We start from the raw sequence: 25541 nt of genomic DNA, 5'->3' as shown, positions 1-25541 counted from the left end.
CGCACCGGAACCGCGCCGCCCCCTGCCTCACAATGTAGGCATGCCGATACCCGGGACACCCAGCCGCGCCGAGCTCGTCGAGCACCTTGTGAAGACCCGTATCGCGGGCGATGTCGCCACGCCCCGTGAGAACAACCTGCTCCACTACCGCAAGCTGGCCAACGGCGAGCGCAACTGGTGGCTCGGGCTGGAGCTCGGCGACCGCTGGACCGACGAGCAGGACGTCCTGGCCGTGATGGCCGAGCGGGTCGGGGTGAACGACGACGCCGAGTACCGGTACGGCCAGGACACCATCGACCCCGAGCTGACCGTGGACGGCCTGGACCGGCTGGCGGCACGGCTGCGCAAGGCGGCCGAGGGCAGGCAGCGGGTGCTGTTCGCGACCGGTCACCCGGGCGGCCTGCTGGACGTGCACCGGGCGACTGCGGCGGCGCTGCGGGCCGCCGGCTGCGAGATCGTGGTCATCCCGGACGGACTGCAGACGGACGAGGGGTACGTCATGCAGTTCGCCGACGTGGCGGTCCTCGAACACGGGGCGACCCTGTGGCACACCCACTCCGGGGAGCCGATGAAGGCGATTCTGGGCGGTCTGGAGCGTGCGGGCCGGCCGCTGCCCGACCTGGTCGTCGCCGACCACGGCTGGGCGGGGTACGCGGCGCAGGCCGGCCTGGACTCCGTCGGCTACGCCGACTGCAACGACCCGGCGCTGTTCCTCGCCGAGGCGGAGGGCACCCTCCAGGTGGCCGTACCGCTGGACGACCATGTGCTCAGCCCGCGGTACTACGACCCGTTGACGGCGTACCTGCTGGCGGAGGCGGGCCTGGCCTGACGCGCCGGTGTGCGGCCCCCGCCTCGCGGGAGCCGCACACCGTGCCTTGGCCCTAGACCCTCAGTTCTTACGGTTCCTGGTCCGGTCGTGCCCGGCCGACTCAGCCGAACCCGAACCCGCCGAAGCCACCGAAGCCGCCGAAGCCGCCGAAGCCGAAGGCGGGGACGACCACGACCGGGACGACGGGGACCACGGCGAAGCCGCGGAAGCCGCAGTTGTCGAACCCGCCGCCCCGGAAGCCGTTGCAGCCGAAGCCACCGGTGACGACGGTCTGGTGAGTGGAGGCGGGAGCCGCCGAGGCGGTACCCGCGGCGCCGATCGCGGCCCCACCGGCCAGCAGCAGGCCGGCGGCGGACATCGCGGCGAGACGCCTCGCGCGCTGTACTCGCATGGGAAATACCTTTCTGCCGGACATACGTCCGCTACGCGGCACGTCCGCTATGCGGCACATGCACTGTGCGGCATTTCACTCATAGAGCTTAATCTCGGACAAGCCGGACGGCACGTCGGACCATCACCGACCGTCATCATCCGAGGTCCGGCGCCCGCTCAGCGCTCCCGGGGGACGCGGACGACGCCCTCCTGGATCACGGAGACGGCGAGCGACCCGTCCTGCGTGTAGATCCGGGCCTGCCCGAGCCCGCGGCCGCCGGACGCGGACGGCGACTCCTGGTCGTACAGCAGCCACTCGTCGGCGCGGAACGGGCGGTGGAACCACATGGCGTGGTCGAGGGAGGCGCCGACCACGTCGCCCACCGCCCATCCCCCGCGGCCGTGCGCGAGCAGGATCGAGTCGAGGAGCGTCATGTCGGAGACGTACGTGGCGAGGACGACGTGCAGCAGGGGGTCGTCGTCGAGCTTGCCGTTGGTGCGGAACCAGACCTGGCTGTGCGGCTCGCGCGGCTCGCCGTACTTCCCGTACGGCGGCTCGTCCACGTACCGCAGGTCGATCGCCTCGCGGGCCTCCAGGAACTTCTCCACCACGGCGGGCGGCAGGTGGTCGTAGCCGCGCAGCCGCTCGGCCGAGGTGGGGAGGGTGACCGGGTCGGGCGCGGGCGGCATCGGGGCCTGGTGGTCGAGCCCGTCCTCGTGCGTCTGGAAGGAGGCCGAGAGCGCGAAGATCGGCCGGCCGTGCTGGACGGCGACCGCGCGCCGGGTGGTGAAGGAGCGGCCGTCGCGGATCCGCTCGACGTTGTAGACGATGGGCGCGCCCGGGTCGCCGGGGCGCAGGAAGTACGCGTGCAGCGAGTGGGCGTGACGGTCCGCCGGGACGGTGCGCCCGGCGGCGACCAGCGCCTGGGCCGCCACCTGTCCGCCGAAGACGCGCGGGACGACGGCGGACCGGGACTGGCCGCGGAAGATGTTCTCCTCGATCTGCTCCAGGTCGAGCAGGTCGAGGAGATCATTCAGTGCCTGGTTCATGGCACCTTTTCTACTGGCCGGGAATTGCGGAGGGCTTACAGGCCCATGTCCTTCGCGATGATCGTCTTCATGATCTCGCTGGTGCCGCCGTAGATCCGGTTGACGCGGTTGTCCGCGTACAGGCGGGCGATCGGGTACTCGTTCATGAAGCCGTAGCCGCCGTGCAGCTGGAGGCAGCGGTCGATCACGCGGTGGGCGACCTCGGTGGTGAACAGCTTGGCGCTGGCCGCCTCGGCGGGGGTCAGCTCACCGGCGTCCAGGGCCTCGGTGGCGCGGTCGACCACGGCCTCGGCGGCGTCCACCTCGGCCTGGCAGGCGGCCAGCTCGAACTTGGTGTTCTGGAAGGCGGCGACGGGCTGGCCGAAGACGACCCGCTCCTGCACGTACTGCTTGGCGAACCGGACGGCGGCCTTGGCCTGGGCGTAGGCGCCGAAGGCGATGCCCCAGCGCTCCGAGGCGAGGTTGTGGCCGAGGTAGTAGAACCCCTTGTTCTCCTCGCCGAGGAGGTCCTCGACCGGGACCTTCACGTCGACGAAGGCGAGCTCGGCGGTGTCGGAGGTCTTCAGGCCCAGCTTGTCGAGCTTGCGGCCGACCGAGTAGCCCTCCGCCTTGGTGTCGACCACGAAGAGGGAGATGCCGTGCCGGCGGTCCTCCTTGGTGGGGGCGGCGGTGCGGGCGCAGACGATCATGCGGTCGGCGTGCACGCCACCGGTGATGAAGGTCTTGGCGCCGTTGAGGACGTAGTGGGTGCCGTCCTCGCTGAGCCTGGCGGTGGTCTTCATGCCGGCGAGGTCGGAGCCGGTGCCCGGCTCGGTCATCGCGATGGCCCACATCTCCTCGCCGGAGACGAACTTGGGCAGGTAGCGCTTCTTCTGCTCGTCGGTGGCGAGCAGCTTGATGTAGGGCAGGCCGAGCAGGACGTGCACGCCGGAGCCGCCGAAGGAGATGCCGGCGCGGGCGGTCTCCTCGTACAGGACGGCCTCGAACTTGTAGGAGTCGATGCCGGCGCCGCCGTACTCCTCGTCCACGCGGATACCGAAGACGCCCAGCTCGGCGAGCTTGTAGTAGAAGTCACGGGGGGCCTGGCCGGCGGCGAGCCACTCGTCGTACACCGGGACGACCTCGGCCTCTATGAAGGCGCGGAGGGTGTCCCGGAACGCCTCGTGATCCTCGTTGAACAACGTACGGCGCACGGCCGCCACCTCCAGGCACGTCAGCTGTCTAAGCGCTTGCTCAGACTCCAAGGTACCGGCGGGTAGGCCGACGGGTCCAGGGCGCGGGGAGCGGGAGGCGGGTAACGCTCGTCACGCTCGTCACTCGGCCGCCGCCGCGGTGAACGCCCCCTTCGCCATGCGGTGCAGCAGGGTCGCCGTGGTCGCCCGGCCGGGGAGGGAACCCGGTCGGCCCAAGTGGGGGGTGGAGTTCAGGAGGCCGAAGACCGAGTGGACCGCCGAGCGGGCGGCGGGCTCCGGCAGGGCGGGGTGGACCTCCCGGACCACCTCCACCCACAGCTCGACGTACTGCCGCTGCAGCTGACGCACCAGTTTCCGGTCGCTGTCGCGCAGGCGGTCCAGTTCCCGGTCGTGCAGGGTGATCAGTGGACGGTCGTCGAGGGCGAAGTCGATGTGCCCCTCGATGAGGGAGTCGAGGACCTCCTCGGCGGGGACCCCGTCGGCCTCCGCCAGGCGTCGCTTCGCCCCCGTCAGCAGCTGCCCGCTGATCCCCACCAGCAGCTCCGCGAGCATCGCGTCCTTGCCCGCGAAGTGCCGGTAGAGACCAGGGCCGCTGATGCCGACCGCCGCGCCTATCTCGTCCACGCCGACACCGTGGAAGCCGCGCTCGGCGAAGAGCCGGGCGGCCTCCCTGAGGATCTGCTCGCGACGGGTCGGGGCGTCGGTTCTCGTGACCATGAGGCCAATTCTAGACAGGGAGGTTAGCGGTCGTTAACCTGAGGGAGATGCGTTAACGCTCATTAACAAAGTGAGGGGATCGCGGCATGGACCAGGCACCGGAGCTTCGGAGCGCGGCGGACCCCGCGTCGGAGGCCTTTCGGGCCAACGAGGAGGCGCACCGCGTCCTCGTGGAGGAGCTGCGCGGCAAGCTCGCCGCGGCCGCGCTGGGCGGCGGCGAGAAGGCACGGGCGCGGCACACCGCTCGCGGCAAGCTGCTGCCGAGGGACCGGGTGGACACCCTGCTCGATCCGGGGTCCCCGTTCCTGGAGCTGGCCCCCCTGGCCGCCGACGGGATGTACGAGGGAGCCGCCCCCGCGGCCGGCGTGATCGCCGGGATCGGGCGGGTCAGCGGCCGGGAGTGCGTGATCGTCGCCAACGACGCGACCGTCAAGGGCGGCACGTACTACCCGATGACCGTGAAGAAGCACCTGCGGGCGCAGGAGGTGGCCCTCGACAACCGGCTGCCCTGTGTCTACCTGGTGGACTCCGGGGGCGCCTTCCTGCCCCTCCAGGACGAGGTCTTCCCGGACCGCGACCACTTCGGCCGGATCTTCTACAACCAGGCCCGGATGTCCGGCGCGGGCATCCCGCAGATCGCGGCGGTGCTCGGGTCGTGCACGGCGGGCGGCGCGTACGTCCCGGCGATGAGCGACGAGGCGGTCATCGTCCGCAACCAGGGGACGATCTTCCTCGGCGGCCCCCCGCTGGTGAAGGCCGCCACCGGTGAGGTGGTGACGGCCGAGGAACTGGGCGGCGGCGAGGTGCACTCCCGCGTCTCCGGCGTCACCGACCACCTCGCCGAGAACGACGCGCACGCGCTGCGCATCGTCCGCGACATCGTCGCCACGCTCCCGGCCCGGCGCTCCCTGCCCTGGGCGGCCACCGCGGCCGTCGAGCCCAAGGTCGACCCCTACGGCCTCTACGGCGCCGTCCCCGTCGACTCCCGCACCCCCTACGACGTCCGCGAGATCATCGCCCGGGTCGTCGACGGTTCCCGGTTCGCCGAGTTCAAGAGCGAGTTCGGGCAGACCCTGGTCACCGGCTTCGCCCGGATCCACGGCCACCCCGTCGGCATCGTCGCCAACAACGGCATCCTGTTCTCCGAGTCCGCCCAGAAGGGCGCCCACTTCATCGAGCTGTGCGACCAGCGCGGGATCCCGCTGGTGTTCCTGCAGAACATCTCCGGCTTCATGGTGGGCAGGGACTACGAGGCGGGCGGCATCGCCAAGCACGGCGCGAAGATGGTGACGGCGGTGGCCTGCACCCGGGTGCCGAAGCTGACGGTGGTGGTCGGCGGCTCGTACGGCGCCGGGAACTACTCCATGTGCGGGCGGGCCTACTCCCCCCGCTTCCTGTGGATGTGGCCCAACGCCAAGATCTCGGTGATGGGCGGGGAGCAGGCCGCCTCGGTCCTCGCGACGGTGAAGCGGGACCAGCTGGAGGCGCGCGGCGAGGACTGGCCCGCGGAGGAGGAAGAGGCCTTCAAGGCACCCGTCCGCGCCCAGTACGAGCGCCAGGGCAACGCCTACTACGCGACCGCCCGCCTCTGGGACGACGGGGTCATCGACCCCCTCGACACCCGGCAGGTGCTCGGCCTCGCCCTGACGGCCTGTGGCAACGCGCCCCTGGGTGAGCCCCAGTTCGGCGTCTTCCGGATGTGAGGAGGGGACTCGTGTTCGACACCGTACTCGTGGCCAACCGGGGCGAGATCGCCGTCCGGGTCGTCCGCACGCTGCGCTCGCTGGGCGTGCGCTCGGTGGCCGTGTACTCCGACGCCGACGCGGACGCCCGGCACGTCCGGGAGGCCGACACGGCGGTACGGCTCGGCCCGGCGCCGGCGGCCGAGAGCTACCTGTCGGTGGAGCGGCTGCTGGACGCGGCCGCCCGCACCGGCGCGCAGGCCGTCCACCCCGGTTACGGCTTCCTCGCCGAGAACGCGGCCTTCGCCCGCGCCTGCGAGGAGGCCGGACTGGTCTTCGTCGGGCCGCCCGCCGACGCGATCGCGCTGATGGGCGACAAGATCCGGGCCAAGGAGACCGTGGCGGCGGCCGGGGTGCCGGTGGTGCCCGGCGGACGTGACCCCGAACTGGCGGACGCGGCGCGGGCCTTGGGAGCGCCGGTGCTCCTCAAGCCGTCCGCGGGCGGCGGCGGCAAGGGCATGCGGCTGGTGCGCGACCTCACCCTGCTGGACGAGGAGATCGCGGCCGCCCGCCGCGAGGCCCGCGCCTCCTTCGGCGACGACACGCTCCTCGTCGAGCGGTGGGTGGACCGGCCCCGGCACATCGAGATCCAGGTGCTGGCCGACGGCCACGGGAACGTGGTGCACCTGGGCGAGCGCGAGTGCTCGCTCCAGCGCCGGCACCAGAAGGTGATCGAGGAGGCGCCCTCGGTCCTGCTGGACGAGCAGACGCGGGCGGCGATGGGCGAGGCCGCGGTGCAGGCGGCCCGCTCGTGCGGGTACGTCGGGGCGGGCACGGTGGAGTTCATCGTGCCGGGCGGCGACCCTTCGTCGTACTACTTCATGGAGATGAACACCCGGCTCCAGGTGGAGCACCCGGTCACGGAACTCGTGACCGGACTCGACCTGGTGGAGTGGCAGTTGCGGGTGGCGGCCGGTGAGCCGCTGCCGTACGGGCAGGACGGCATCACGCTGACCGGACACGCGGTCGAGGCGCGGATCTGCGCGGAGGACCCGGCGCGCGGCTTCCTGCCGACCGGCGGCACGGTGCTCCTGCTGGACGAGCCGGCCGGCGCCGGGGTCCGCACCGACTCCGGGCTCAGCGCGGGCACCGAGGTCGGCAGCCGGTACGACCCGATGCTGTCCAAGGTGATCGCGTACGGGCCGGACCGCGGGACCGCGCTGCGCAGGCTGCGCGCCGCCCTCGCGGAGACGGTCACGCTCGGCGTGGTGACCAACGCCGGGTTCCTGCGCCGGCTGCTCGCCCATCCGGCGGTGGTGGCGGGCGAGTTGGACACCGGGCTGGTCGAGCGCGAGGCGGGCGGCCTGGTGCCGGACGCCGTCCCGGAGGAGGTGTACGCGGCGGCGGCGCTGCTGCGCCAGGGCGCGATGGCGTCCGCCGGTGGCAGGGGGGCGGGCCGGCCCTCGGGGTCTGCCTCCGGCTCCGCCGCGGGCTCGGGCTTCGGCTCCGGTTGGACGGACCCGTTCGCCGCCGCCGACGGGTGGCGGCTCGGCGGCCGGCGGGCGTGGACCCCGCACCACCTCCAGGTGCCCGGCCGGGAGCCGGTGACCGTCCGCGTGCGCAGCACCCCCGAGGGGGAGGTGGAACTGCTCCTGCCCGGCCGGGCGGAACCCCTGCGGGGATCCCTGCCTCAGGAGGATCCGGCCGGGCACCGGTTCGGCTTCCGGCTCGACGGCGTCACCCACACCTTCGCCGCGCTGCCGGACGGCACCTGGCTGGGCCGCGACGGCGACGCCTGGCAGGTCCGCGACCACGACCCGGTCGCCGCCTCGCTGAGCCGCGCCGCGCACGCGGGTGCCGATTCCCTCACCGCGCCCATGCCCGGCACGGTGACCGTGGTGAAGGTCGCCGTCGGGGACCGGGTGACCGCCGGTCAGAGCCTGCTGGTGGTCGAGGCGATGAAGATGGAGCACGTGGTCTGCGCCCCGCACGCCGGCACGGTCGCCGAACTCGACGTGCGGCCCGGCGCCACGGTCGCCATGGACCAGGTGCTGGCCGTGATCGCACCCGAGGAGGAGGAACAGTGACGCTCCCCATGGTCGTGCCGGCCACCGATCTGCCCGCCCGGGTGCGGATCCACGAGGTGGGCGCGCGCGACGGCCTGCAGAACGAGAAGACCACGGTCCCGACCGAGGTCAAGGCCGAGTTCATCCACCGGCTGGCCGACGCGGGCCTGACGACGATCGAGGCGACCAGCTTCGTACACCCCAAGTGGGTGCCCCAACTGGCCGACGCGGAGGACCTGTTCGCCCGGGTCGGCGACCTCTCCGGGGTCGCCCTGCCGGTACTCGTGCCCAACCGGCGCGGTCTGGACCGGGCCCTCGCCCTCGGCGCCCGCCGGGTCGCCGTCTTCGCCAGCGCCACCGAGTCCTTCGCCAAGGCCAACCTCAACCGCACGGTGGACGAGTCGCTGGCCGTCTTCGACCCCGTCGTCCGGCAGGCGAAGGACGCCGGTGCGCACGTCCGCGGCTATGTCTCGATGTGCTTCGGGGACCCCTGGGAGGGCGCCGTGCCGCTCCACCAGGTGGTCCGGGTCTGCACGGCGCTGCGCGACATGGGCTGCGACGAACTGAGCCTCGGCGACACCATCGGGGTCGCGACCCCCGGCCACGTCCTCGAACTCCTCTCCCTGCTCAACGAGGAGGGCGTGCCGACCAACGTCATCGGGGTGCACTTCCACGACACCTACGGCCAGGCGCTCGCCAACACCTACGCGGCCCTGGAACACGGCGTGACGACGGTCGACGCGTCCGCGGGCGGCCTCGGCGGCTGCCCCTACGCCAAGTCCGCCACCGGCAACCTCGCCACCGAGGACCTGGTCTGGATGCTCCAGGGCCTCGGCATCGAGACCGGAGTCGATCTCGGCCGTCTCACCGCCACCAGCGTGTGGATGGCCTCGCACCTGGGCCGACCCAGCCCGTCCCGTACCGTACGCGCCCTCTCCCACCAGGAGTGACGACCATGGACCACCGCCTCTCCCCCGAACTGGAAGAACTCCGCCGCACGGTGGAGGAGTTCGCGCACGACGTCGTGGCGCCGAAGATCGGCGACTTCTACGAACGGCACGAGTTCCCTTACGAGATCGTCCGCGAGATGGGCCGCATGGGCCTGTTCGGACTGCCGTTCCCCGAGGAGTACGGCGGGATGGGCGGCGACTACCTCGCGCTCGGCATCGCCCTGGAGGAACTGGCCCGGGTGGACTCGTCGGTGGCGATCACCCTGGAGGCGGGGGTCTCGCTGGGCGCGATGCCGATCCATCTGTTCGGCACGCCGGAGCAGAAGCAGGAGTGGCTCCCCCGCCTCTGCTCCGGGGAGATCCTCGGCGCGTTCGGGCTCACGGAACCCGACGGCGGCAGCGACGCGGGCGCCACCCGCACCACGGCCCGCCTCGACCCGGCGACCGACGAGTGGGTGATCAACGGCAGCAAGTGCTTCATCACCAACTCCGGCACCGACATCACGGGGCTGGTGACCGTCACCGCCGTCACCGGCCGCAAGCCCGACGGCAAGCCGCTGATCTCCTCGATCATCGTCCCCTCCGGCACGCCCGGCTTCACGGTGGCCGCCCCCTACTCCAAGGTCGGCTGGAACGCCTCCGACACCCGGGAGCTGTCCTTCGCCGACGTCCGGGTCCCCGCCGCCAACCTGCTGGGCACGGAGGGCCGCGGCTACGCCCAGTTCCTGCGCATCCTGGACGAGGGCCGGATCGCCATCGCGGCCCTCGCCACCGGCCTGGCCCAGGGCTGCGTGGACGAGTCGGTGAAGTACGCGAAGGAACGGCACGCCTTCGGCAGGCCCATCGGCGCCAACCAGGCCATCCAGTTCAAGATCGCCGACATGGAGATGAAGGCCCACACGGCCCGCCTGGCCTGGCGCGACGCGGCCTCCCGCCTGGTCGCCGGCGAGCCCTTCAAGAAGGAGGCGGCCCTCGCCAAGCTCTACTCCTCCACGGTCGCCGTCGACAACGCCCGCGACGCCACCCAGGTCCACGGCGGCTACGGCTTCATGAACGAGTACCCGGTGGCCCGGATGTGGCGCGACGCCAAGATCCTGGAGATCGGCGAGGGCACCAGCGAGGTCCAGCGGATGCTGATCGCCCGGGAGCTGGGCCTGGTGAGCTGAGGGGGCGCCGACCTCTTACGTCATGGAATTGATCGCAATTGACGGATCAAGTACATGATCGCCCCCTGCCCATGCCGACGAGGTAGCAGCCGCCCTTCGCGGGGCATACGCTCCGTATGCCCCGCGAAGGGGCGGATCCGACGGACAGGGCGGGGGACGGTCCATGGCGGTTCATACGATCACGCACCCGGAAAAGACCATCCACGTGGTATTCGTGCACGGTCTTTTCTCGTCGACCGAGGTGTGGAACCAATTTCGCAAACTACTGGCCACGGACGACGAATTACACGGGGCGGTCGCGCACTGCTTTCCTTATGACAGCCCGAAGGTGAAACTCCGTCCGGACCGCGTCGTCGCCGCCTACGACGACATCGCCGACGCGCTGGACACCTTTCTGCGCGTTCAGATTCCCAGAACCGGCCGGGTGGTGCTGGTCAGCCACAGCCAGGGCGGACTGATCATCCAGAGATTCCTCGCCCGCACCCTCCACGAGGCCCGCGGTCCCGCGCTGGCCCGCATCGCCCACATCGTCATGTTCGGGTGCCCGAACAACGGGTCCGGCTTCTTCCTGGCGCTGCGTCGTTCCGTGTTCTTCTGGCGGAACGCGCAGGAGCGGCAGCTGAGGCCGTACCAGAGGGAAGTCCTGGAGACCCAGCGCACCGTTCTGCGGGCGGTCGTGCAGGCGGTCGACAACACGCAGAGCCAATGGCGCATCCCCATCCAGGCGTACGGCGGGACCGAGGACAACGTCGTTCCGGCCCGAGAGGCCAGAGGCGTGTTTCCGGTCAGCGCGACCGTGCCGGGCGACCATTTCCAGATCGTCCAGCCCAGCGATCACGACAACGCCTCCTACCGAGTCCTCAAGGACGTCCTGAGCCATCTGCTCGACGAACGCGAGGACCAGGCCACCGACGGGCGGGCCGCCCCCGTCCCGGTACAGCGCACCCCGGCTCCCACACCGTCCGAGCTCATCGGCGACCGGCCCGAACGGCCCCTGCTCCCGCAGCAACAGGGCGGCATATCGGTCAGCCCTCCGCACGGCAGGCGCAGGACGAGACTCTTCGGACGTGAGCCGCGTGGCGTCTTCGCCGCCCTGACGGCCGCACCGACAGCCTCCGCCCCCAGGATCCACGTACTCACCGGCCTGGGCGGTTCGGGCAAGAGCCGGATCGCGCTGGAAGCCGCCCATCACGCGGCCTCCACGCGCCGCGTGTGGTGGGTGAGCGTGCCGCAGATCAACGCCTCCATGCGGGAGATCGCCAACCAACTGCACGCCCCGACGGGCGAGGTGGAGCAGGCCTTCCGGGGCAACGGCAGCCCCATGGACCTGGTCTGGCGCTACCTGGAGACCTGCCCCGACCCATGGCTTCTGGTGATCGACAACGCCGACACGCCCGACCGGCTCGCCGGCGCGGCCGGGCAGGTGGCGGACGGAACCGGATGGATCCGCCACCCCACCCGGACCGACAGCCTGGTCATCGTCACCAGCCGGGACCGCTCGGCGGCCGACTGGCTTCCCCCGTGCCAGGTCCACCACGTACCGCCCCTGACCGATGACGAGGGGGCCGAACTGCTCATGACCGTCACCGATCACGGCGGTTCGCGCCGGCAGGCGCATCTCCTGTCCGCGGCGTTGGGCGGGCTGCCCCTGGCCCTGCACGCGGCGGCGTCCTACCTGAACTCCGTGCACCGGTCGGCGCCGTCCCTGGACGATCCCGTCATCCATGACTTCGACAGTTACCGCGAGGCCTTCGAGGCCCGAAGCTCGTCGCCGCCGGGAACCGCGGCCAGTGGTCTGCAGGAGATGCTCGGCATGTCCGCGATGGCCGAGGTCTGCGGCATCGCACTGGACCTGCTCGCCGAACAGGGGCTGAAGCAGGCCGGTCCCCTGCTGCGGGCCTTCGCCTGTCTGGGCATCACACCGATCCCTTTCCGGCCGCTGCTGGAGAGCAAGGCCATCACGGGGTCCCCGCTGCTGCCGGACTTCACCAGGGAGCAGCGCAACCTGGTGCTCAAGGGCCTCGACGACCTCGGACTCGTCGAGCGGGTCAGCCGCCCGGAGGCGGCGAGCGGCCACCTGGCGCACGGTCTCACCCTGCACCCCGTCGTCCACGCCCTGCTGCGCGGCGATGCGGAGATGGAACGGCACAGAACCGACTACTACGGCCTCATCGTGGATCTCCTTCTGGACGTCACCCGCGAGTCGCCTCCGGACGACCCGACGAGCTGGGACGTCTGGACCGCTGTCGCCCCGCATGTGATGGAAGTGGTCCGCGCCTGCCTCGCGGGCGACCAGCACGTCAGGAGCGACGAGATCCTGAGGGGCGCGGTGGAGCTGGCCCGGCAGGCCGTCCGGTACCTCATCGTGGTGGGACTCCTCGGACCGGCCGACGAGATGGCCCACCTGGTCCTCGACAACTGTGACGCCATCGACTTCCAACGGGACGACCCGGAGATCCTCGGCATACGACACGAGACGGGCCGCATCGCGCTGGAAAGCTGCGACTACACCACCGCGGAGGACGAACTCCGGCAGGTGGTCGCCGCACGTGAGGCACTGCACGGTCCGGACGACCCCAGGACACTGGCGAGCCAGCACAAGCTCGCCCGCAGCATTCTCGAGCAAGGCGGATTCGCCGAAGTGGAGCCTCTCCTGCGGACCATAGCCACCGCGGAGCTCACCGTGCACGGGCCCGACCACTCGGACACCATCACCGTGCGTCACAGCCTCGCGCGCGCCATGTTCGCCCTCGGACGTCCCGCGGAAGCGGAGACCGAGCTGCGCGACATCCTCCGGATCAGCCTGGACAGGTGGTCCCCGTCGACCATGGAGACGCTGCGCATCCGCCAGACCCTCGCGCGCTGCCTGCTGAAGGCCGGACGCGCCGACGAGGCCGAACAGATGATCCAGCAAGGACTGGCCGACACCACCCAGGGGCCGCAGTCCGTGCTGGCCATGACACTGCGTTTCACCTGGTGCCAGGTGCTTCTGGCGCAGGGCCAGGTGCAGGCGGCGCACCTGGAGGCGGCCCAGTTGCTGGCCGACCGTCGGCGGATTCTCGGACCGGAGCACTCCGAAACCGTCCGGACCCAGAAGCTGTTCGACGCGATCCGTAAGCTCCTCGATCCGGGTACGGGTGCGCAGGAGTGACCAACTCGCTCAAGTGCCCGACATCCCAGGGCACTTGCGCCTAGCATCTCTGTCCGTCACTCTCTCAGTGAGACGTCGACCACACTGCGTCACCGCACCGCAAAGGAGCGCTGCATGAATGCGACCCCCCAGGGGCACGCCGACCTCAACCCGGTCCCGGGTGACGCCGACCTCGACACCGATCCGGACCAGTTGGCATCGGCCCGCCGCCTGGCGCTCGAATCCGTCGAGGAAGACCACCGGGCTCTCGAACGCGACGCAAAGTTGGCCTACAGTCCGGCCCTCCTCCTGGGATGATTGCACCGCGGTCGACGCGGACAACCGAGCCGGGGCGAAAGCACGGCAAGGGCAGGGGGGAGCCGATGAGTTCTGCAGGCCTGCACGATCCGTTCTTCCGTGTCGTCACCGCACCCGCCTTCTCACGGCAGCACATAGCCGACCTCGCGTCCGGTCGCTGTGCCGTGCTCCGGGTGCCGGAGCTGCTCAGCGAGGCCACCTGCGCACAGCTCGTCGACAGCCTCCTGACGGCGGACTTCGACAGTTACGGCAGGGAGCGCGTCCACCCGGCGGTCATGCGCTTCGGAGTGGGTGTCAGCGACCACCGCACCGAGGGCGGGATCGCGGACACCTACTGGCCGGCCCTGGACGCGGCCCGTCGGGCCTGGCGGTCACTGCCACTGCCCTTCGATCCGCTGGAAACCGCCCGCCGGGCGCTGACGTCGGACTGGCCGGGCAGATCGGGCATCGCCCGGCACCGGGGCCGCGAGCTGGGACCGGGCGTGGCACGCGAGGCTCCGCAGGGCTTCCTGGTCCACTTCGACGACGCCGTACGCGAGTTCCCGGCCTCGTTGCTGGACGACCCGCCCGTGGCGCAGCTGGCCTTCAACCTCTACCTCGCCATGCCGGAGGCCGGCGGTGAAACGGTGGTGTGGCGCCATCGCTGGCATCCCGCCGACGAGGCCTTCCGCCCCCCGAACTCCTACGGCTTCACGGAAGAATGCGTTCAGGGTGCGGAAGAACTGGAAATCAAACCGGCCGTCGGCGAAGCCCTGCTGTTCGACTCCCGTAATTATCACGCCGTACGCCCCGGAAGCTCCGGAAGACGCATCACACTGGGTTTCTCCGTCGGCCTGACGGCACACGGAGAGTTACTCGCCTGGGGCTGACCTTCGGAATACTGTGACGGGGTGCACATGAACGTCCTTCGCTACGCTGCTTTCACGGCGGACCCCGGCGGCGGCAACCCTGCCGGGGTGGTCCTGGACGCGACCGGACTGAGCGCGGCCGAGATGGCGGAATGCGCCGCGGAGGTCGGTTTTTCCGAAACGGCGTTCGTCACCTCCGACGGCGGGGACGACCTTCGGGTGCGCTACTTCAGTCCGAGAGTCGAAGTGCCGTTCTGCGGTCACGCGACCATCGCCACCGCTGTCGCCCATGCCCGAACGCACGGCACGGGCGACCTGACGTTCCACACCCGGGCCGGTCGCATTCCGGTGCGCACGGACGTCGACTCCGCGGGCAACGTAGTCGCCACCCTGACGAGCGTCCCGCCGCGGTGCGTCGACCTGACACAGCGGCAACGTGACGCCCTGCTGTCGGTGCTGGGCTGGGACCCCTCGGAGCTCGACCCCGGCCTGCCGGCCCGGGCCGCCTACGCCGGCGCCTGGCACCCGGTGCTGGCGGCCGCCTCCCGCGAGCGGCTGGCCGGGCTCGACTACGACATGGCGCGGCTGGCCGACCTGATGAACAGTCATGGCTGGGTGACGATCGATCTCGTATGGCGCGAAAGTCCCGAGGTCTTCCACGCCCGGAACCCCTTCCCCACCGGGGGTGTTTTCGAGGATCCCGCAACAGGGGCCGCCGCCGCGGCGCTCGGCGGCTATCTCCGGGAGCAGAAACTGGTCACTCCGCCCGCCCGGGTGACCGTGTTCCAGGGGCAGGACATGGGCCGGCCGAGCACCATCACGGTCACCATCCCCTCCGGCCTCGACGAGGGCGTCTCCGTCACCGGTACCGCGGTACCCATGTGAGCCGCCGAGCCGAGCGGGCCCCTCAAGCCCCTCGGAGCTATCGACTGATCTCCATCAGGGTCTCGACCTCGACCGGCGAGTTCAGTGGCAGGACAGCCACGCCCACATCACTACGCGCATGACCGGCGTACGCCCGGAAGACGGCGTCGTAGAGATCGCTCGCGCCGTCGAGCACGCGTGACGGTGCGGTGAACCCGGGTGCACACGCGACGTATCCCGTCACCTTGATCACCCGGGTCACCCGGTCGACACCGACCGCGGCATGGGCGGCGGCCAGTGCGGTGAGGGCGCACCACCTGCTGAGCTCCTGCGCCTGAGCGACCGAGACCTCTGCTCCCACCCGGCCCTTCATCAGCAGTTCGCCTCCGGACAAGGGCACTTGTCCGGCGACGAAAAGATGATCCCCGCTCACGACAGCCGGAACGTACCGCCCCTTCGGCGCACTCACCGGCGGCAGACGCAGCCCCAGGGAGTCGAGGACCGCCCACAGCGAAGCGCCACCTGACGCCTCCTCAGCACACTGCATGACCGACACCCTAGCGCCGCACGGCCCCCGAGGCGGGCCGGTTCGGAGTCGACCGGGAACCGGGGGGCCGGAAGGCAGACTGGACAAGATCTGAGGTTAGGCTAACCTAAGCAGCGACTTGTCCGGCGGTGTTTCCGCATGTTCGAAAGCAGCCACGCCTATGTCCAACGTCAGGGCCGCCCACCTCACCCGTCGTGGCATCCTCGCCGCGGGTGGCGCACTCGGTCTCGGTGCCGCGCTCGCCGCCTGCGGTGGCGACGGCAAGAGCGGGGGCTCCTCCGGCGAGGAGACGACGGCCGCCAAGTCCGGCCCCTGGACGTTCAAGGACGACCGGGGCACGACCGTGAAGCTGGACCGGGTCCCGGCGAACATCGTGGCGTTCGTCGGGGTCGGCGCCGCGCTGTACGACTACGGCATCGACGTCAAGGGCGTCTTCGGCCCGACGACGACCAAGGACGGCAAGGCCGACGTGCAGGCCGGTGACATGGACGTCAGCAAGCTGACCGTCCTCGGCAACGCGTGGGGCCAGTTCAACGTCGAGAAGTACGCGGCCCTCGCCCCGGACGTCCTCATCACCACGATGTTCGACGGCGCCGGCACCCTCTGGTACCTCCCGGACGAGTCCAAGGACAAGATCGCCAAGCTCGCGCCGAGCGTCGGCATCTCGGCCTACGACCGCCGGCTCACCGTCCCGCTCCAGCGCGTCTGGGCGCTCGCCGAGTCCCTCGGCGCCGACATGACGGCCCGTAAGGTCACGGACGCCAAGAAGCGCTTCGAGGCGGCGTCCATCCGGCTGCGCGCCGCCGCCAAGGCGCACCCCGAGCTCAAGGTGATGGCCGGCTCGGCCGCCGACGCCCTGTTCTACGTCTCCGGCACCAACCTCTCCGTGGACCTGGAGTACTTCAAGGCCCTCGGGGTGAACTTCGTCGAGCCGCCGGAGTCCGCCAAGAAGCAGGGCGGCGGCTGGTACGAGTCGCTCAGCTGGGAGAACGTCGACAAGTACCCGGCCGACATCATCATGATGGACGACCGCTCGGCGACCATCCAGCCCGCCGACATCACCCAGGCCACCTGGAAGAAGCTCCCCGCGGTCAAGGCCGGACAGGTCATCGCCCGCTCCCCCGAGCCGATCTTCTCCTACGACAAGTGCGTCGCGATGGTCGAGAACCTCGCCAAGGCGCTGGAGACGGCGAAGAAGGTCAGCTGACCCGCCACCGACCCATCCGGACGACTCCCTGAGTCCCCAGGAGCCCCCATGACGACGGCCGTAGCCGCCCCGTTCCGTTTCTTCTCCCTCCGGGTCGCACGGACGAGGCGGCTCGGTCCGTCTCTGGCCCGGGTCACGTTCTCCGGCGCCGACCTGGCGCACTTCCACTCCCACGGGCGCGACCAGTCCCTGTCCCTGTTCCTCCCGGCGGAGGGGCGCACCGAGCCTGCCGTACCGGTCGAGCTGGGCGACGGCTGGTGGCAGGGCTGGCGGGAACTCCCCGACGACGTACGGGCCGTGATGCGCTCGTACACGCTGCGGGCGCTGCGCCGGGACCCCGACGAGATCGACGTCGACTTCGTGCTGCACGGTGTCGAGCCGGGTGCGGCCGTCGCCGCCGGACCCGCCTCCCGGTGGGCCTCCCGGGCGGCCGCCGGTGACCCGGTGATCCTGCTCGGCCCGGCGGTCGCCGACAACCGGGCGATCCGCTTCCGGCCGCCCGAGGACACCGACCTGCTGCTGATCTGGGGTGACGCGACCGCCGTACCGGCCGCGACCGCCGTCCTGGAGTCGCTGCCGGCCGGCGTCCGGGTCCGCGCCTGGCTGGAGGTGCCGGAGGCCGGTGACATCCAGGACGTGGCCACCGCGGCGGACGCGGAGATCACCTGGCTGACCGGTGGCCGGAGCGCCGTGGAGGCGGTCCGCGCCGCACGCCTCCCCTCCTCGGCACACCCGTACGCCTGGATCGCCGGGGAGTTGGGGCGGGTGAAGGAGCTGCGCCGGCACCTCGTCGGCGAGCGCGGGATCGACCGGCGCCGGGTCACCTTCGTCGGGTACTGGCGGCGGGGCCTGACGGAAGAACAACTCCGGGTGGTCGCAGGGTAGTCGGGTGAGCCGCGTGACGGCCGTCACGGGGGAGGCGACGTTTACCCCATGGCAAGTCAGGTTAGGCTTACCTAAGTAACCGTGATCACCCCGCTCCCTCGCACGGACCCCGCCCCCGGAGGACTCCCGCATGCGCTCCCACCTGCTCAATGACCTCACCGCGGAGCACTACCGCCGCCGCGTGACCGAAGGAGTGGAGCGGGTGGCGGCCAAACTGGCCACCACCACACGTCCGTTCACGGGCGTCACCGTCGACGCCCTCGCCCCCCTGATCGACGGCATCGACCTCGACCGGCCGCTGCACGACACCACCGCGGTCCTGGACGAACTGGAGGACGTCTACCTCCGGGACGCGGTCTACTTCCACCACCCCCGCTACCTCGCACACCTCAACTGCCCCGTGGTCATCCCGGCGTTGCTCGGCGAGGCGGTGCTCTCCGCCGTCAACTCCTCCCTGGACACCTGGGACCAGTCGGCGGGCGGCACCCTGATCGAGCGGAAACTGATCGACTGGACGACCGCCCGCATCGGCCTGGGCGAGAGCGCCGACGGGGTGTTCACCTCCGGCGGCACCCAGTCCAACCTCCAGGCGCTGCTGCTGGCCCGCGAGGAGTCGAAGACCGACTCCCTGGCCCGGCTGCGGATCTTCGCCTCCGAGGCGAGCCACTTCAGCGTGCAGAAGTCCGCGAAACTGCTCGGCCTCGGCCAGGACGCGGTGGTCCCCGTCCCCGTCGGCCACGACAAGCGCATGCAGTCCGTCGCCCTCGCCCGCGAGCTGGAACGGTGCCTCGGGGACGGCCTGGTGCCGATGGCGGTCGTCGCCACCGCGGGCACCACCGACTTCGGCTCCATCGACCCGCTGCCGGAGATCGCCGAGCTGTGCGCGCAGTACGGCGTGTGGATGCACGTCGACGCGGCCTACGGCTGCGGACTGCTCGCCTCCCTGAAGCACCGGGACCGGATCGCCGGCATCGAGCGCGCCGACTCCGTCACCGTCGACTACCACAAGTCCTTCTTCCAGCCGGTGAGTTCGTCCGCCGTGCTGGTCCGGGACGCGACCACCCTGCGGCACGCCACCTACCACGCGGAGTACCTCAACCCGCGCCGGACGGTGCGCGAACGCATCCCCAACCAGGTCGACAAGTCCCTGCAGACCACCCGCCGCTTCGACGCCCTCAAGCTGTGGATGACCCTGCGCACCATGGGCGCCGACGGCATCGGCGCACTCTTCGACGAGGTCTGCGACCTGGCGGCCGAGGGCTGGCGGCTGCTCGCGGCCGACCCGCGCTACGACGTCGTCGTCGAGCCGTCCCTGTCCACCCTCGTCTTCCGCTACGTCCCGGCCTCCGTCACCGACCCGGCCGAGATCGATCGGGCCAACCTCCACGCCCGCAAGGCCCTGTTCGCCTCCGGTGACGCGGTGGTCGCGGGCACCAAGGTCGGCGGCCGCCACTACCTCAAGTTCACCCTGCTCAACCCCGAGACCACGACCGCCGACATCGCCGCCGTCCTCGATCTGATCGCCGGCCACGCCGAGCAGTACCTGGGAGAGTCCCTTGACCGCGCGTCCTGAACACCCGACCACCGTGCATGACTTCGTCGGGATCGGGCTGGGGCCCTTCAACCTCGGCCTCGCCTGCCTGACCGAGCCGATCGCCGAACTGGACGGCGTCTTCCTGGAGGCGAAGCCAGGCTTCGAGTGGCACGCCGGCATGTTCCTGGACGGCGCCCACCTCCAGACCCCGTTCATGTCGGACCTGGTCACCCTCGCCGACCCGACCTCGCCGTACTCCTTCCTCAACTACCTGAAGGAGAAGGGGCGGCTGTACTCGTTCTACATCCGCGAGAACTTCTACCCGCTGCGGGTGGAGTACAACGACTACTGCCGCTGGGCCGCGGGCAAACTGACCAACGTCCGCTTCGGCAGCACGGTCACCGAGGTCCGGTACGCGGACGCGGACGCGGTGTACGTGGTCACGACGGCCGCCGGCGAGACGTACCGCGCCCGCCGGCTGGTCCTCGGCACCGGCACCCCGCCGCACGTCCCGGCCGCCTGCGAGGGCCTCGGCGGTGACTTCGTCCACAACTCGCAGTACCTCGGGCACCGCGAGGCGCTGCGGGCCAAGGAGTCGATCACGCTGGTCGGCAGCGGCCAGTCCGCCGCCGAGATCTACCAGGACCTGCTGAGCGAGATCGACGTCCACGGCTACCGGCTGAACTGGGTGACCCGCTCCCCGCGCTTCTTCCCGCTCGAATACACCAAGCTCACGCTGGAGATGACCAGCCCCGAGTACATCGACTACTACCACGCCCTGCCCGAGGACACCCGCTACCGGCTCACCGCCGAGCAGAAGGGCCTCTTCAAGGGCATCGACGGCGACCTGATCGACGAGATCTTCGACCTGCTCTACCAGAAGAGCCTCGGCGGCCCGGTGCCGACCCGACTGCTCACCAACTCCTCCCTGAACGCCGCCACGTACGACAACGGCACGTACACGCTGAAGCTGCGGCAGGAGGAACAGGGCAAGGACTACGAGATCGAGACCCAGGGCCTGGTCCTGGCCACCGGCTACCGGTACGCCGAGCCGGAGTTCCTCAGGCCCGTCCGGGACCGGCTGCGCTACGACACGCACGGCAACTTCGACGTGGCCCGCAACTACGCGATCGACGTCACCGGCCAGGGCGTCTTCCTGCAGAACGCCGGCGTCCACACCCACAGCATCACCAGCCCCGACCTGGGCATGGGCCCCTACCGGAACGCGTACATCATCCGCGAGCTGCTCGGCTCCGAGTACTACCCGGTGGAGAAGACGATCGCCTTCCAGGAGTTCTCGGTATGACCACCACCGCCACCCCCGCCTTCACCTTCCGGCCCGTCGACCCCCTGCAGGACGCCGCACTCCTGCACCGCTGGGTGACGCATCCCAAAGCGGCCTACTGGATGATGCAGGACGCCCGGCCGGCGGACGTCGAACGGGCATACCTGGAGATCCAGGCCGACGAGCACCACCACGCGCTCCTCGGCGTCGGCGCGGACGGCGAGCCCGCCTTCCTCATGGAGTACTACGACCCGGCCCACCGCGAGCTGGTCGGGCTGTACGAGCCCGAGCCGGGGGACGTGGGGATGCACTTCCTCACCCCCGCCACCGACACGCCCGTGCACGGGTTCACGAAGGCCGTCATCACCGCCGTCGTCGGCCGCCTCTTCGAGGACCCGGCGGCCCGCCGGATCGTCGTCGAACCGGACGTGCGCAACACGGCCGTGCACGCGCTGAACGAAGCCGTCGGGTTCGTGCCCGTGCGGGAGATCCAGAAGCCGGAGAAGAAGGCGTTGCTGAGCTACTGCACCCGGGAACGGTTCGAGCGGGCGGTGGCCGCCGTATGAGCCTCTCGGACGCGGTCGCCCACCTGTCCCCCGAGCGCTGGGAGCGGGCCAACCGGCTCCTGATACGCAAGGCGCTCGCCGAGTTCGCCCACGAGCGCCTGATCACCCCGGAGGCGGACGGACCGTCGTACGTCGTCCGCAGCGACGACGGTCTGACGTGCTACCGCTTCGCCGCCGTCCGCCGCGCCCTCGACCACTGGCAGGTGGACGCCGACTCCCTCACCCGTAGCCGCGACGGTGCCGAACTCCCGCTCGCGGCACTGGACTTCTTCATCGAGCTGAAGGACTCCCTGGGTCTCAGCGACGAGATCCTGCCGGTCTACCTGGAGGAGATCTCCTCCACCCTCTCCGGCACCTGCTACAAGCTCACCAAGGACCCGGTCCCGGTCGCCGAACTGGTCCGCGCCGGCTTCCAGGCCATCGAGTCCGGCATGACCGAGGGCCACCCCTGCTTCGTCGCCAACAACGGACGGCTCGGCTTCGGCGTCCACGAGTACCTGTCGTACGCCCCCGAGACCGCGAGCGCGGTCCGGCTGGTGTGGCTGGCGGCGCACAGGTCGCGGGCCGCGTTCACGGCCGGGGCGGGGATCGAGTACGCGTCCTTCGTGCGGGAGGAGCTGGGCGAGGCGACCGTCGAGCGCTTCGACGGCGTGCTGCGCGAGCGGGGGCTGGACCCCGCCGACTACCTCCTCATCCCGGTCCACCCCTGGCAGTGGTGGAACAAGCTCACCGTCACCTTCGCCGCCGAGGTCGCCCGCGGGTACCTGGTCCCCCTGGGCGAGGGCGACGACGCGTACCTGGCCCAGCAGTCCATCCGGACCTTCTTCAACCGCTCGCACCCCCACAAGCACTACGTCAAGACCGCCCTGTCGGTCCTCAACATGGGCTTCATGCGCGGGCTCTCGGCCGCCTACATGGAGGCGACCCCGGCCATCAACGACTGGCTGGCCGGGATCATCGAGAACGACCCGGTGCTCAAGGCCACCGGCCTGTCGATCATCCGGGAGCGGGCGGCCGTCGGCTACCGGCACCTGGAGTACGAGAGGGCGACCGACCGCTACTCGCCGTACCGCAAGATGCTGGCGGCGCTGTGGCGGGAGAGCCCGGTGCCGTCCCTGCGGGAGGGCGAGTCGCTCGCCACGATGGCCTCCCTGCTCCACGTGGACCACGAGGGCGCCTCGTTCGCGGCCGCGCTCGTCGAGCGGAGCGGGCTGGCCCCGCGGGACTGGCTGCGGGCGTACCTGCGGGCCTACTACGTCCCGCTGCTGCACAGCTTCTACGCCTACGACCTGGTGTACATGCCGCACGGCGAGAACGTCGTCCTGGTGCTGAAGGACGGGGTGGTCCAGCGGGCGGTGTACAAGGACATCGCCGAGGAGATCGCGGTCATGGACCCGGACGCGGTGCTGCCCCCGGCGGTCGAGCGGGTGCGCGTCGAGGTCCCCGACGACAGGAAACTGCTGTCGATCTTCACGGACGTCTTCGACTGCTTCTTCCGCTTCCTCGCCGCGAACCTCGCGACCGAGGGCGTCCTGACGGAGGACGACTTCTGGCGGACGGTCGCCGAGGTGACCCGCGCATACCAGCAGTCGGTGCCCGAACTCGCCGACAGGTTCGAGCGGTACGACCTGTTCGCGCCCGAGTTCGCGCTGTCCTGCCTCAACCGGCTCCAACTGCGCGACAACCGGCAGATGGTGGACCTGACGGACCCGTCGGGCGCCCTCCAGCTGGTCGGAACCCTGAGGAATCCCGTCGCGGGGTTCTGATCCGGACCGGTGGAACAATCGGCCCGTGGCGGAAATCATCCAGAGGGACGGCACGTGGGTCTTCGACGGGGACGCCCTGCGGCTGACTCCCGGGCCGGACAGGAACGTCGGCGTGCTGCGCCGGGAGCTGGGTGAAGTCGTCGTGCCGCTGGGGGCGTTGGCGGGGATCTCGGTCGAGCGGGGGCGGCGGTCCGGGCGGCTGAGGCTGCGGCTGCGGGACGGCTCCGATCCGCTGACGTACGCCACCGGGGGCCGGCTCGCCGAGGCCGACGACCCCTACCGGCTGACCGTCGAGCCGGACCGGTACGGGGTCGCCGAGTACGTCACGGACGAGGTGCGCGACGCGCTGCTGTCGCGGGGGGTGCCGGGCACGCCGGTGCGCGAGTACCTGCTGCCGGGGCCGCCGCTGCCGCTGTCGGTCTCCGCCGGGGACGGCACGGCCTCGTTCGACGGGGAGCGGGTGCGCCTGGAGTGGAACTGGAAGACGGAGGACGTCAAGGCCGCCGGGGGTCCGCGCACGCTCGCCCTGGCGGACATCCTGGGCGTGGAGTGGCAGCCCTCGGCCGGTCTCGAGAACGGCTTTCTGCGGTTCCGGGTGGCCGGCGCGCCGGCCCGGGAGCGGCCCAGGTACGACCGGAACGCCGTGGAGCTGTGGGGGTTCAAGCGGGATCCGCTGATGGCGCTGGTCGCGGCGGCGGTGCAGGTTCGGCTGCCGCATCCGTCGGCGGCCGGCGAGCCGGGGGCGCCCGAAGCCGATCACGACGCGTTGCTGCGCCGGTTGCGTGAGCTGGGTGAGCTGCGCCGCGCGGGGGTGCTCACGGACGACGAGTTCACGACGGCCAAGCGGGCGGTCCTCAAACGCATGTGAGGACCGCCCGCGGAGCCTTACTTGGCCTTGCGCGCCACCGTGAAGTGGTCGATGCGGTCGCCGGTCTCGGCTATGCCCGACACCTTCAGCTTGGCGTACTGGCCGCGCGGGGCGGGCTCGACGTCCACGCGCAGGAACGAGTAGTTGAGGTAGCGCACCCGCGACCAGGTGACGGTCTCGTTGACCTTGCCGTCCTTGGTGTTGATGAAGGAGGCGACGGAGTCGACCTCGTTCAGGTGGCCCTCGTAGGAGTCGGGGGCGGTGAAGGCGTAGAGGCTGCGGCCGGCCGCGCCCGCGGTGACGTAGACGACGCCCTCGGTCTCGGGGTAGGCGGTCTCGCCGATCGGGAGCTTCTTGGTGACCGTGTTGCCCTTGATGACGTCGGTGCGCTCGTACTGGTGGTTGTGGCCGTTGATGACCAGGTCCACCGTGTACTTCTCGAACAGCGGCACCCACTCCTGGCGCACGCCCCCCTCCGAGGCGTGCGCGGTGGAGGTGCAGTAGGCGCAGTGGTGGAAGAACACGACGATGAAGTCGATGTCCTTCGAGGCCCGGAACTTCTTCAGCTGCGCCTCGAACCACTTGGTCTGGGTGCCGCCCGAGATGCCCAGGTTGGCAGGGATCTCGAAGGAGACGTCGTTCGGGTCGAGCGAGATGATCGCGGTGTTGCCGTGCACGAAGGAGTAGACGCCCGGCAGGTTCTTCTTGTCCGGCCCGTTGTCGGGCAGGGAGAAGCGGGCCTCCTCGCCGCCGTAGCCGTTGGGCGAGTACCAGGCCTCCATGTCGTGGTTGCCGTACGACACCATCCACGGCACGGACTTGGCGACCGACTCGGTCTGGGCGAGGAACTGGTCCCAGGTACGCGAGTCGAACACCGAGTCCGAGGTCTTGCCCTGGCCGGCCGGGTCCGCGTAGGCGATGTCACCCGCGTGCAGGTGGAAGCTCGGGTTCTGGCCCAGGATCAGGCTGTCGTTGGCCAGCGCGTGGTAGCTGACGCCCTGGTCGCCGAAGGCCGTGAAGGTGAACGGCTCCTTGCGGCAGGGAGCGGTGGTGAAGGTGCCGATGGTGCTGGCGAACCGCGGGGAGGCCGGGTCGAAGCCGTCGTGGCCGACGCCGTAGTAGTAGGTCTTGCCGGGCTTGAGGTGGGCCAGCTTGGCGTGCACGTAGTACTGGGTGTGGTCGCCGCTCGCGCCGATGCCGGCCGGGGTGTAGAGGGAGCGGATCTCGGCCTCGATCTTCACGGAGAGGTGCGAGGCGTGGGTGCCGATCCGGACGAAGGGCCGCTTGACCGGGACCGGGACCTGCCAGGAGATCGTCATCTCGGTGCCGGCGTCGTTGCCGAAGGCGAGGTGGCGGCCGAAGGGCGCAACGAAGGCCCCGTCGACGTACGGGGCGGCGGGGGCGGCGGAGCGGGTGGGGGCGGCGGCCTGGGCGGTGCCGCCCAGCACGAAGGAACCGCCCGTGACGGCGCCGAGCGTGACGGCGCCGCCTCTGATCATGGAACGCCGGGAGAACTTGGCGCGGAGGTACTCGTGCTGCTCGGCCATGCTCATGCGGTCGGCGAGCTCATCGGGTACGCCCATACGAGGAATGTCCATGGCGTCTGAAAATCGTCTCCACAAGCAACGTGGCGCAAGACACAGGATGGACAGGTCCCGAACAGCACCCCATAAGAGATTCAACTGAGCGTTGCCCGGA

Annotated in this window: 22 protein-coding genes; 16 read left to right on the top strand and 6 right to left on the bottom strand. The window is 70.6% G+C overall.

Annotated features, from left to right (window positions below; all coding sequences use genetic code 11):
* Positions 1 to 40: 40 nt before the first annotated feature.
* Positions 41 to 829: a phosphatase gene (locus ACZ3KP_RS32060; RefSeq protein ID WP_360563507.1), complete on the top strand. Its 789-nt coding sequence runs from the start codon at positions 41 to 43 to the stop codon at positions 827 to 829.
* A gap of 100 nt (positions 830 to 929) precedes the next feature.
* Here ACZ3KP_RS32060 and ACZ3KP_RS32055 read toward each other — a convergent pair whose 3' ends face one another.
* The 4 genes from ACZ3KP_RS32055 to ACZ3KP_RS32040 form a co-directional block, all read right to left on the bottom strand.
* A complete protein-coding gene (locus ACZ3KP_RS32055) occupies positions 930 to 1220 on the bottom strand; it encodes a hypothetical protein (protein ID WP_467503707.1) in 291 nt (96 codons plus the stop codon).
* Positions 1221 to 1378: 158 nt separating this feature from the next.
* Positions 1379 to 2251, bottom strand: a complete 873-nt coding sequence (locus ACZ3KP_RS32050) for an acyl-CoA thioesterase (RefSeq protein WP_467503706.1) — start codon at positions 2249 to 2251, stop codon at positions 1379 to 1381.
* A gap of 35 nt (positions 2252 to 2286) precedes the next feature.
* Complete coding sequence (locus ACZ3KP_RS32045) at positions 2287 to 3444, bottom strand: acyl-CoA dehydrogenase family protein (RefSeq protein WP_467503704.1); 1158 nt, start codon at positions 3442 to 3444, stop codon at positions 2287 to 2289.
* A gap of 120 nt (positions 3445 to 3564) precedes the next feature.
* Complete coding sequence (locus tag ACZ3KP_RS32040; RefSeq protein ID WP_467503702.1) at positions 3565 to 4161, bottom strand: SACE_7040 family transcriptional regulator; 597 nt, start codon at positions 4159 to 4161, stop codon at positions 3565 to 3567.
* 86 nt (positions 4162 to 4247) lie between these two features.
* Here ACZ3KP_RS32040 and ACZ3KP_RS32035 point away from each other — a divergent pair, with 86 nt between their 5' ends.
* The 8 genes from ACZ3KP_RS32035 to ACZ3KP_RS32000 all read left to right on the top strand — a co-directional run bounded on the left by ACZ3KP_RS32035 (position 4248) and on the right by ACZ3KP_RS32000 (position 15206).
* A complete protein-coding gene (locus ACZ3KP_RS32035) occupies positions 4248 to 5864 on the top strand; it encodes a carboxyl transferase domain-containing protein (protein WP_358972255.1) in 1617 nt (538 codons plus the stop codon).
* Positions 5865 to 5875: 11 nt separating this feature from the next.
* A complete protein-coding gene (locus ACZ3KP_RS32030) occupies positions 5876 to 7930 on the top strand; it encodes an acetyl/propionyl/methylcrotonyl-CoA carboxylase subunit alpha (protein WP_467503701.1) in 2055 nt (684 codons plus the stop codon).
* 8 nt (positions 7931 to 7938) lie between these two features.
* Positions 7939 to 8859, top strand: a complete 921-nt coding sequence (locus ACZ3KP_RS32025) for a hydroxymethylglutaryl-CoA lyase (protein ID WP_467503856.1) — start codon at positions 7939 to 7941, stop codon at positions 8857 to 8859.
* A gap of 5 nt (positions 8860 to 8864) precedes the next feature.
* A complete protein-coding gene (locus ACZ3KP_RS32020) occupies positions 8865 to 10025 on the top strand; it encodes an acyl-CoA dehydrogenase family protein (RefSeq protein ID WP_132890671.1) in 1161 nt (386 codons plus the stop codon).
* Between the two features lie 205 nt (positions 10026 to 10230).
* The gene (locus ACZ3KP_RS32015) at positions 10231 to 13176 is read left to right on the top strand and encodes an alpha/beta hydrolase (RefSeq protein WP_467503854.1); all 2946 of its coding nucleotides are present in this window, start codon (positions 10231 to 10233) and stop codon (positions 13174 to 13176) included.
* A gap of 114 nt (positions 13177 to 13290) precedes the next feature.
* On the top strand, positions 13291 to 13473 hold the full coding sequence (locus ACZ3KP_RS32010; protein WP_132890669.1) for a hypothetical protein: 183 nt from the start codon (positions 13291 to 13293) through the stop codon (positions 13471 to 13473).
* Positions 13474 to 13538: 65 nt separating this feature from the next.
* Positions 13539 to 14342, top strand: a complete 804-nt coding sequence (locus ACZ3KP_RS32005) for a 2OG-Fe(II) oxygenase family protein (protein ID WP_467503700.1) — start codon at positions 13539 to 13541, stop codon at positions 14340 to 14342.
* Between the two features lie 27 nt (positions 14343 to 14369).
* A complete protein-coding gene (locus ACZ3KP_RS32000; RefSeq protein ID WP_467503699.1) occupies positions 14370 to 15206 on the top strand; it encodes a PhzF family phenazine biosynthesis protein in 837 nt (278 codons plus the stop codon).
* Positions 15207 to 15243: 37 nt separating this feature from the next.
* Here ACZ3KP_RS32000 and ACZ3KP_RS31995 read toward each other — a convergent pair whose 3' ends face one another.
* Positions 15244 to 15732: a RidA family protein gene (locus ACZ3KP_RS31995; protein ID WP_467503697.1), complete on the bottom strand. Its 489-nt coding sequence runs from the start codon at positions 15730 to 15732 to the stop codon at positions 15244 to 15246.
* Positions 15733 to 15892: 160 nt separating this feature from the next.
* On the opposite strand from ACZ3KP_RS31995, the gene ACZ3KP_RS31990 reads away from it, so the two are divergent.
* From ACZ3KP_RS31990 to ACZ3KP_RS31960, 7 genes are all read left to right on the top strand, one after another.
* Positions 15893 to 16939, top strand: a complete 1047-nt coding sequence (locus ACZ3KP_RS31990; protein ID WP_467503696.1) for an ABC transporter substrate-binding protein — start codon at positions 15893 to 15895, stop codon at positions 16937 to 16939.
* A 48-nt stretch (positions 16940 to 16987) separates the two neighbouring features.
* Positions 16988 to 17824, top strand: coding sequence for a siderophore-interacting protein (locus tag ACZ3KP_RS31985; RefSeq protein ID WP_467503694.1), 837 nt, complete (start codon positions 16988 to 16990; stop codon positions 17822 to 17824).
* Positions 17825 to 17954: 130 nt separating this feature from the next.
* Positions 17955 to 19397, top strand: coding sequence for a lysine decarboxylase DesA (gene desA, locus ACZ3KP_RS31980; RefSeq protein WP_467503692.1), 1443 nt, complete (start codon positions 17955 to 17957; stop codon positions 19395 to 19397).
* The gene (locus ACZ3KP_RS31975) at positions 19381 to 20664 is read left to right on the top strand and encodes a lysine N(6)-hydroxylase/L-ornithine N(5)-oxygenase family protein (RefSeq protein ID WP_467503691.1); all 1284 of its coding nucleotides are present in this window, start codon (positions 19381 to 19383) and stop codon (positions 20662 to 20664) included. The genes desA and ACZ3KP_RS31975 overlap by 17 nt, the downstream gene beginning before the upstream one ends.
* A complete protein-coding gene (locus ACZ3KP_RS31970) occupies positions 20661 to 21209 on the top strand; it encodes a GNAT family N-acetyltransferase (RefSeq protein ID WP_467503689.1) in 549 nt (182 codons plus the stop codon). The genes ACZ3KP_RS31975 and ACZ3KP_RS31970 overlap by 4 nt, the downstream gene beginning before the upstream one ends.
* Complete coding sequence (locus ACZ3KP_RS31965; protein WP_467503688.1) at positions 21206 to 22975, top strand: IucA/IucC family protein; 1770 nt, start codon at positions 21206 to 21208, stop codon at positions 22973 to 22975. The genes ACZ3KP_RS31970 and ACZ3KP_RS31965 overlap by 4 nt, the downstream gene beginning before the upstream one ends.
* Before the next feature lie 25 nt (positions 22976 to 23000).
* Positions 23001 to 23843 (top strand): DUF4429 domain-containing protein, encoded by an 843-nt coding sequence (locus tag ACZ3KP_RS31960; RefSeq protein WP_467503686.1) that lies wholly within the window; start codon positions 23001 to 23003, stop codon positions 23841 to 23843.
* A 17-nt stretch (positions 23844 to 23860) separates the two neighbouring features.
* Here ACZ3KP_RS31960 and ACZ3KP_RS31955 read toward each other — a convergent pair whose 3' ends face one another.
* Complete coding sequence (locus ACZ3KP_RS31955; RefSeq protein ID WP_467503684.1) at positions 23861 to 25426, bottom strand: purple acid phosphatase family protein; 1566 nt, start codon at positions 25424 to 25426, stop codon at positions 23861 to 23863.
* Positions 25427 to 25541: the final 115 nt, after the last annotated feature.

The sequence above is a fragment of the Streptomyces sp. NPDC020958 genome (assembly GCF_055562175.1).
Note: the sequence above shows the minus strand (reverse complement) of the source record. Positions and strands in the feature narration are given on the sequence as shown.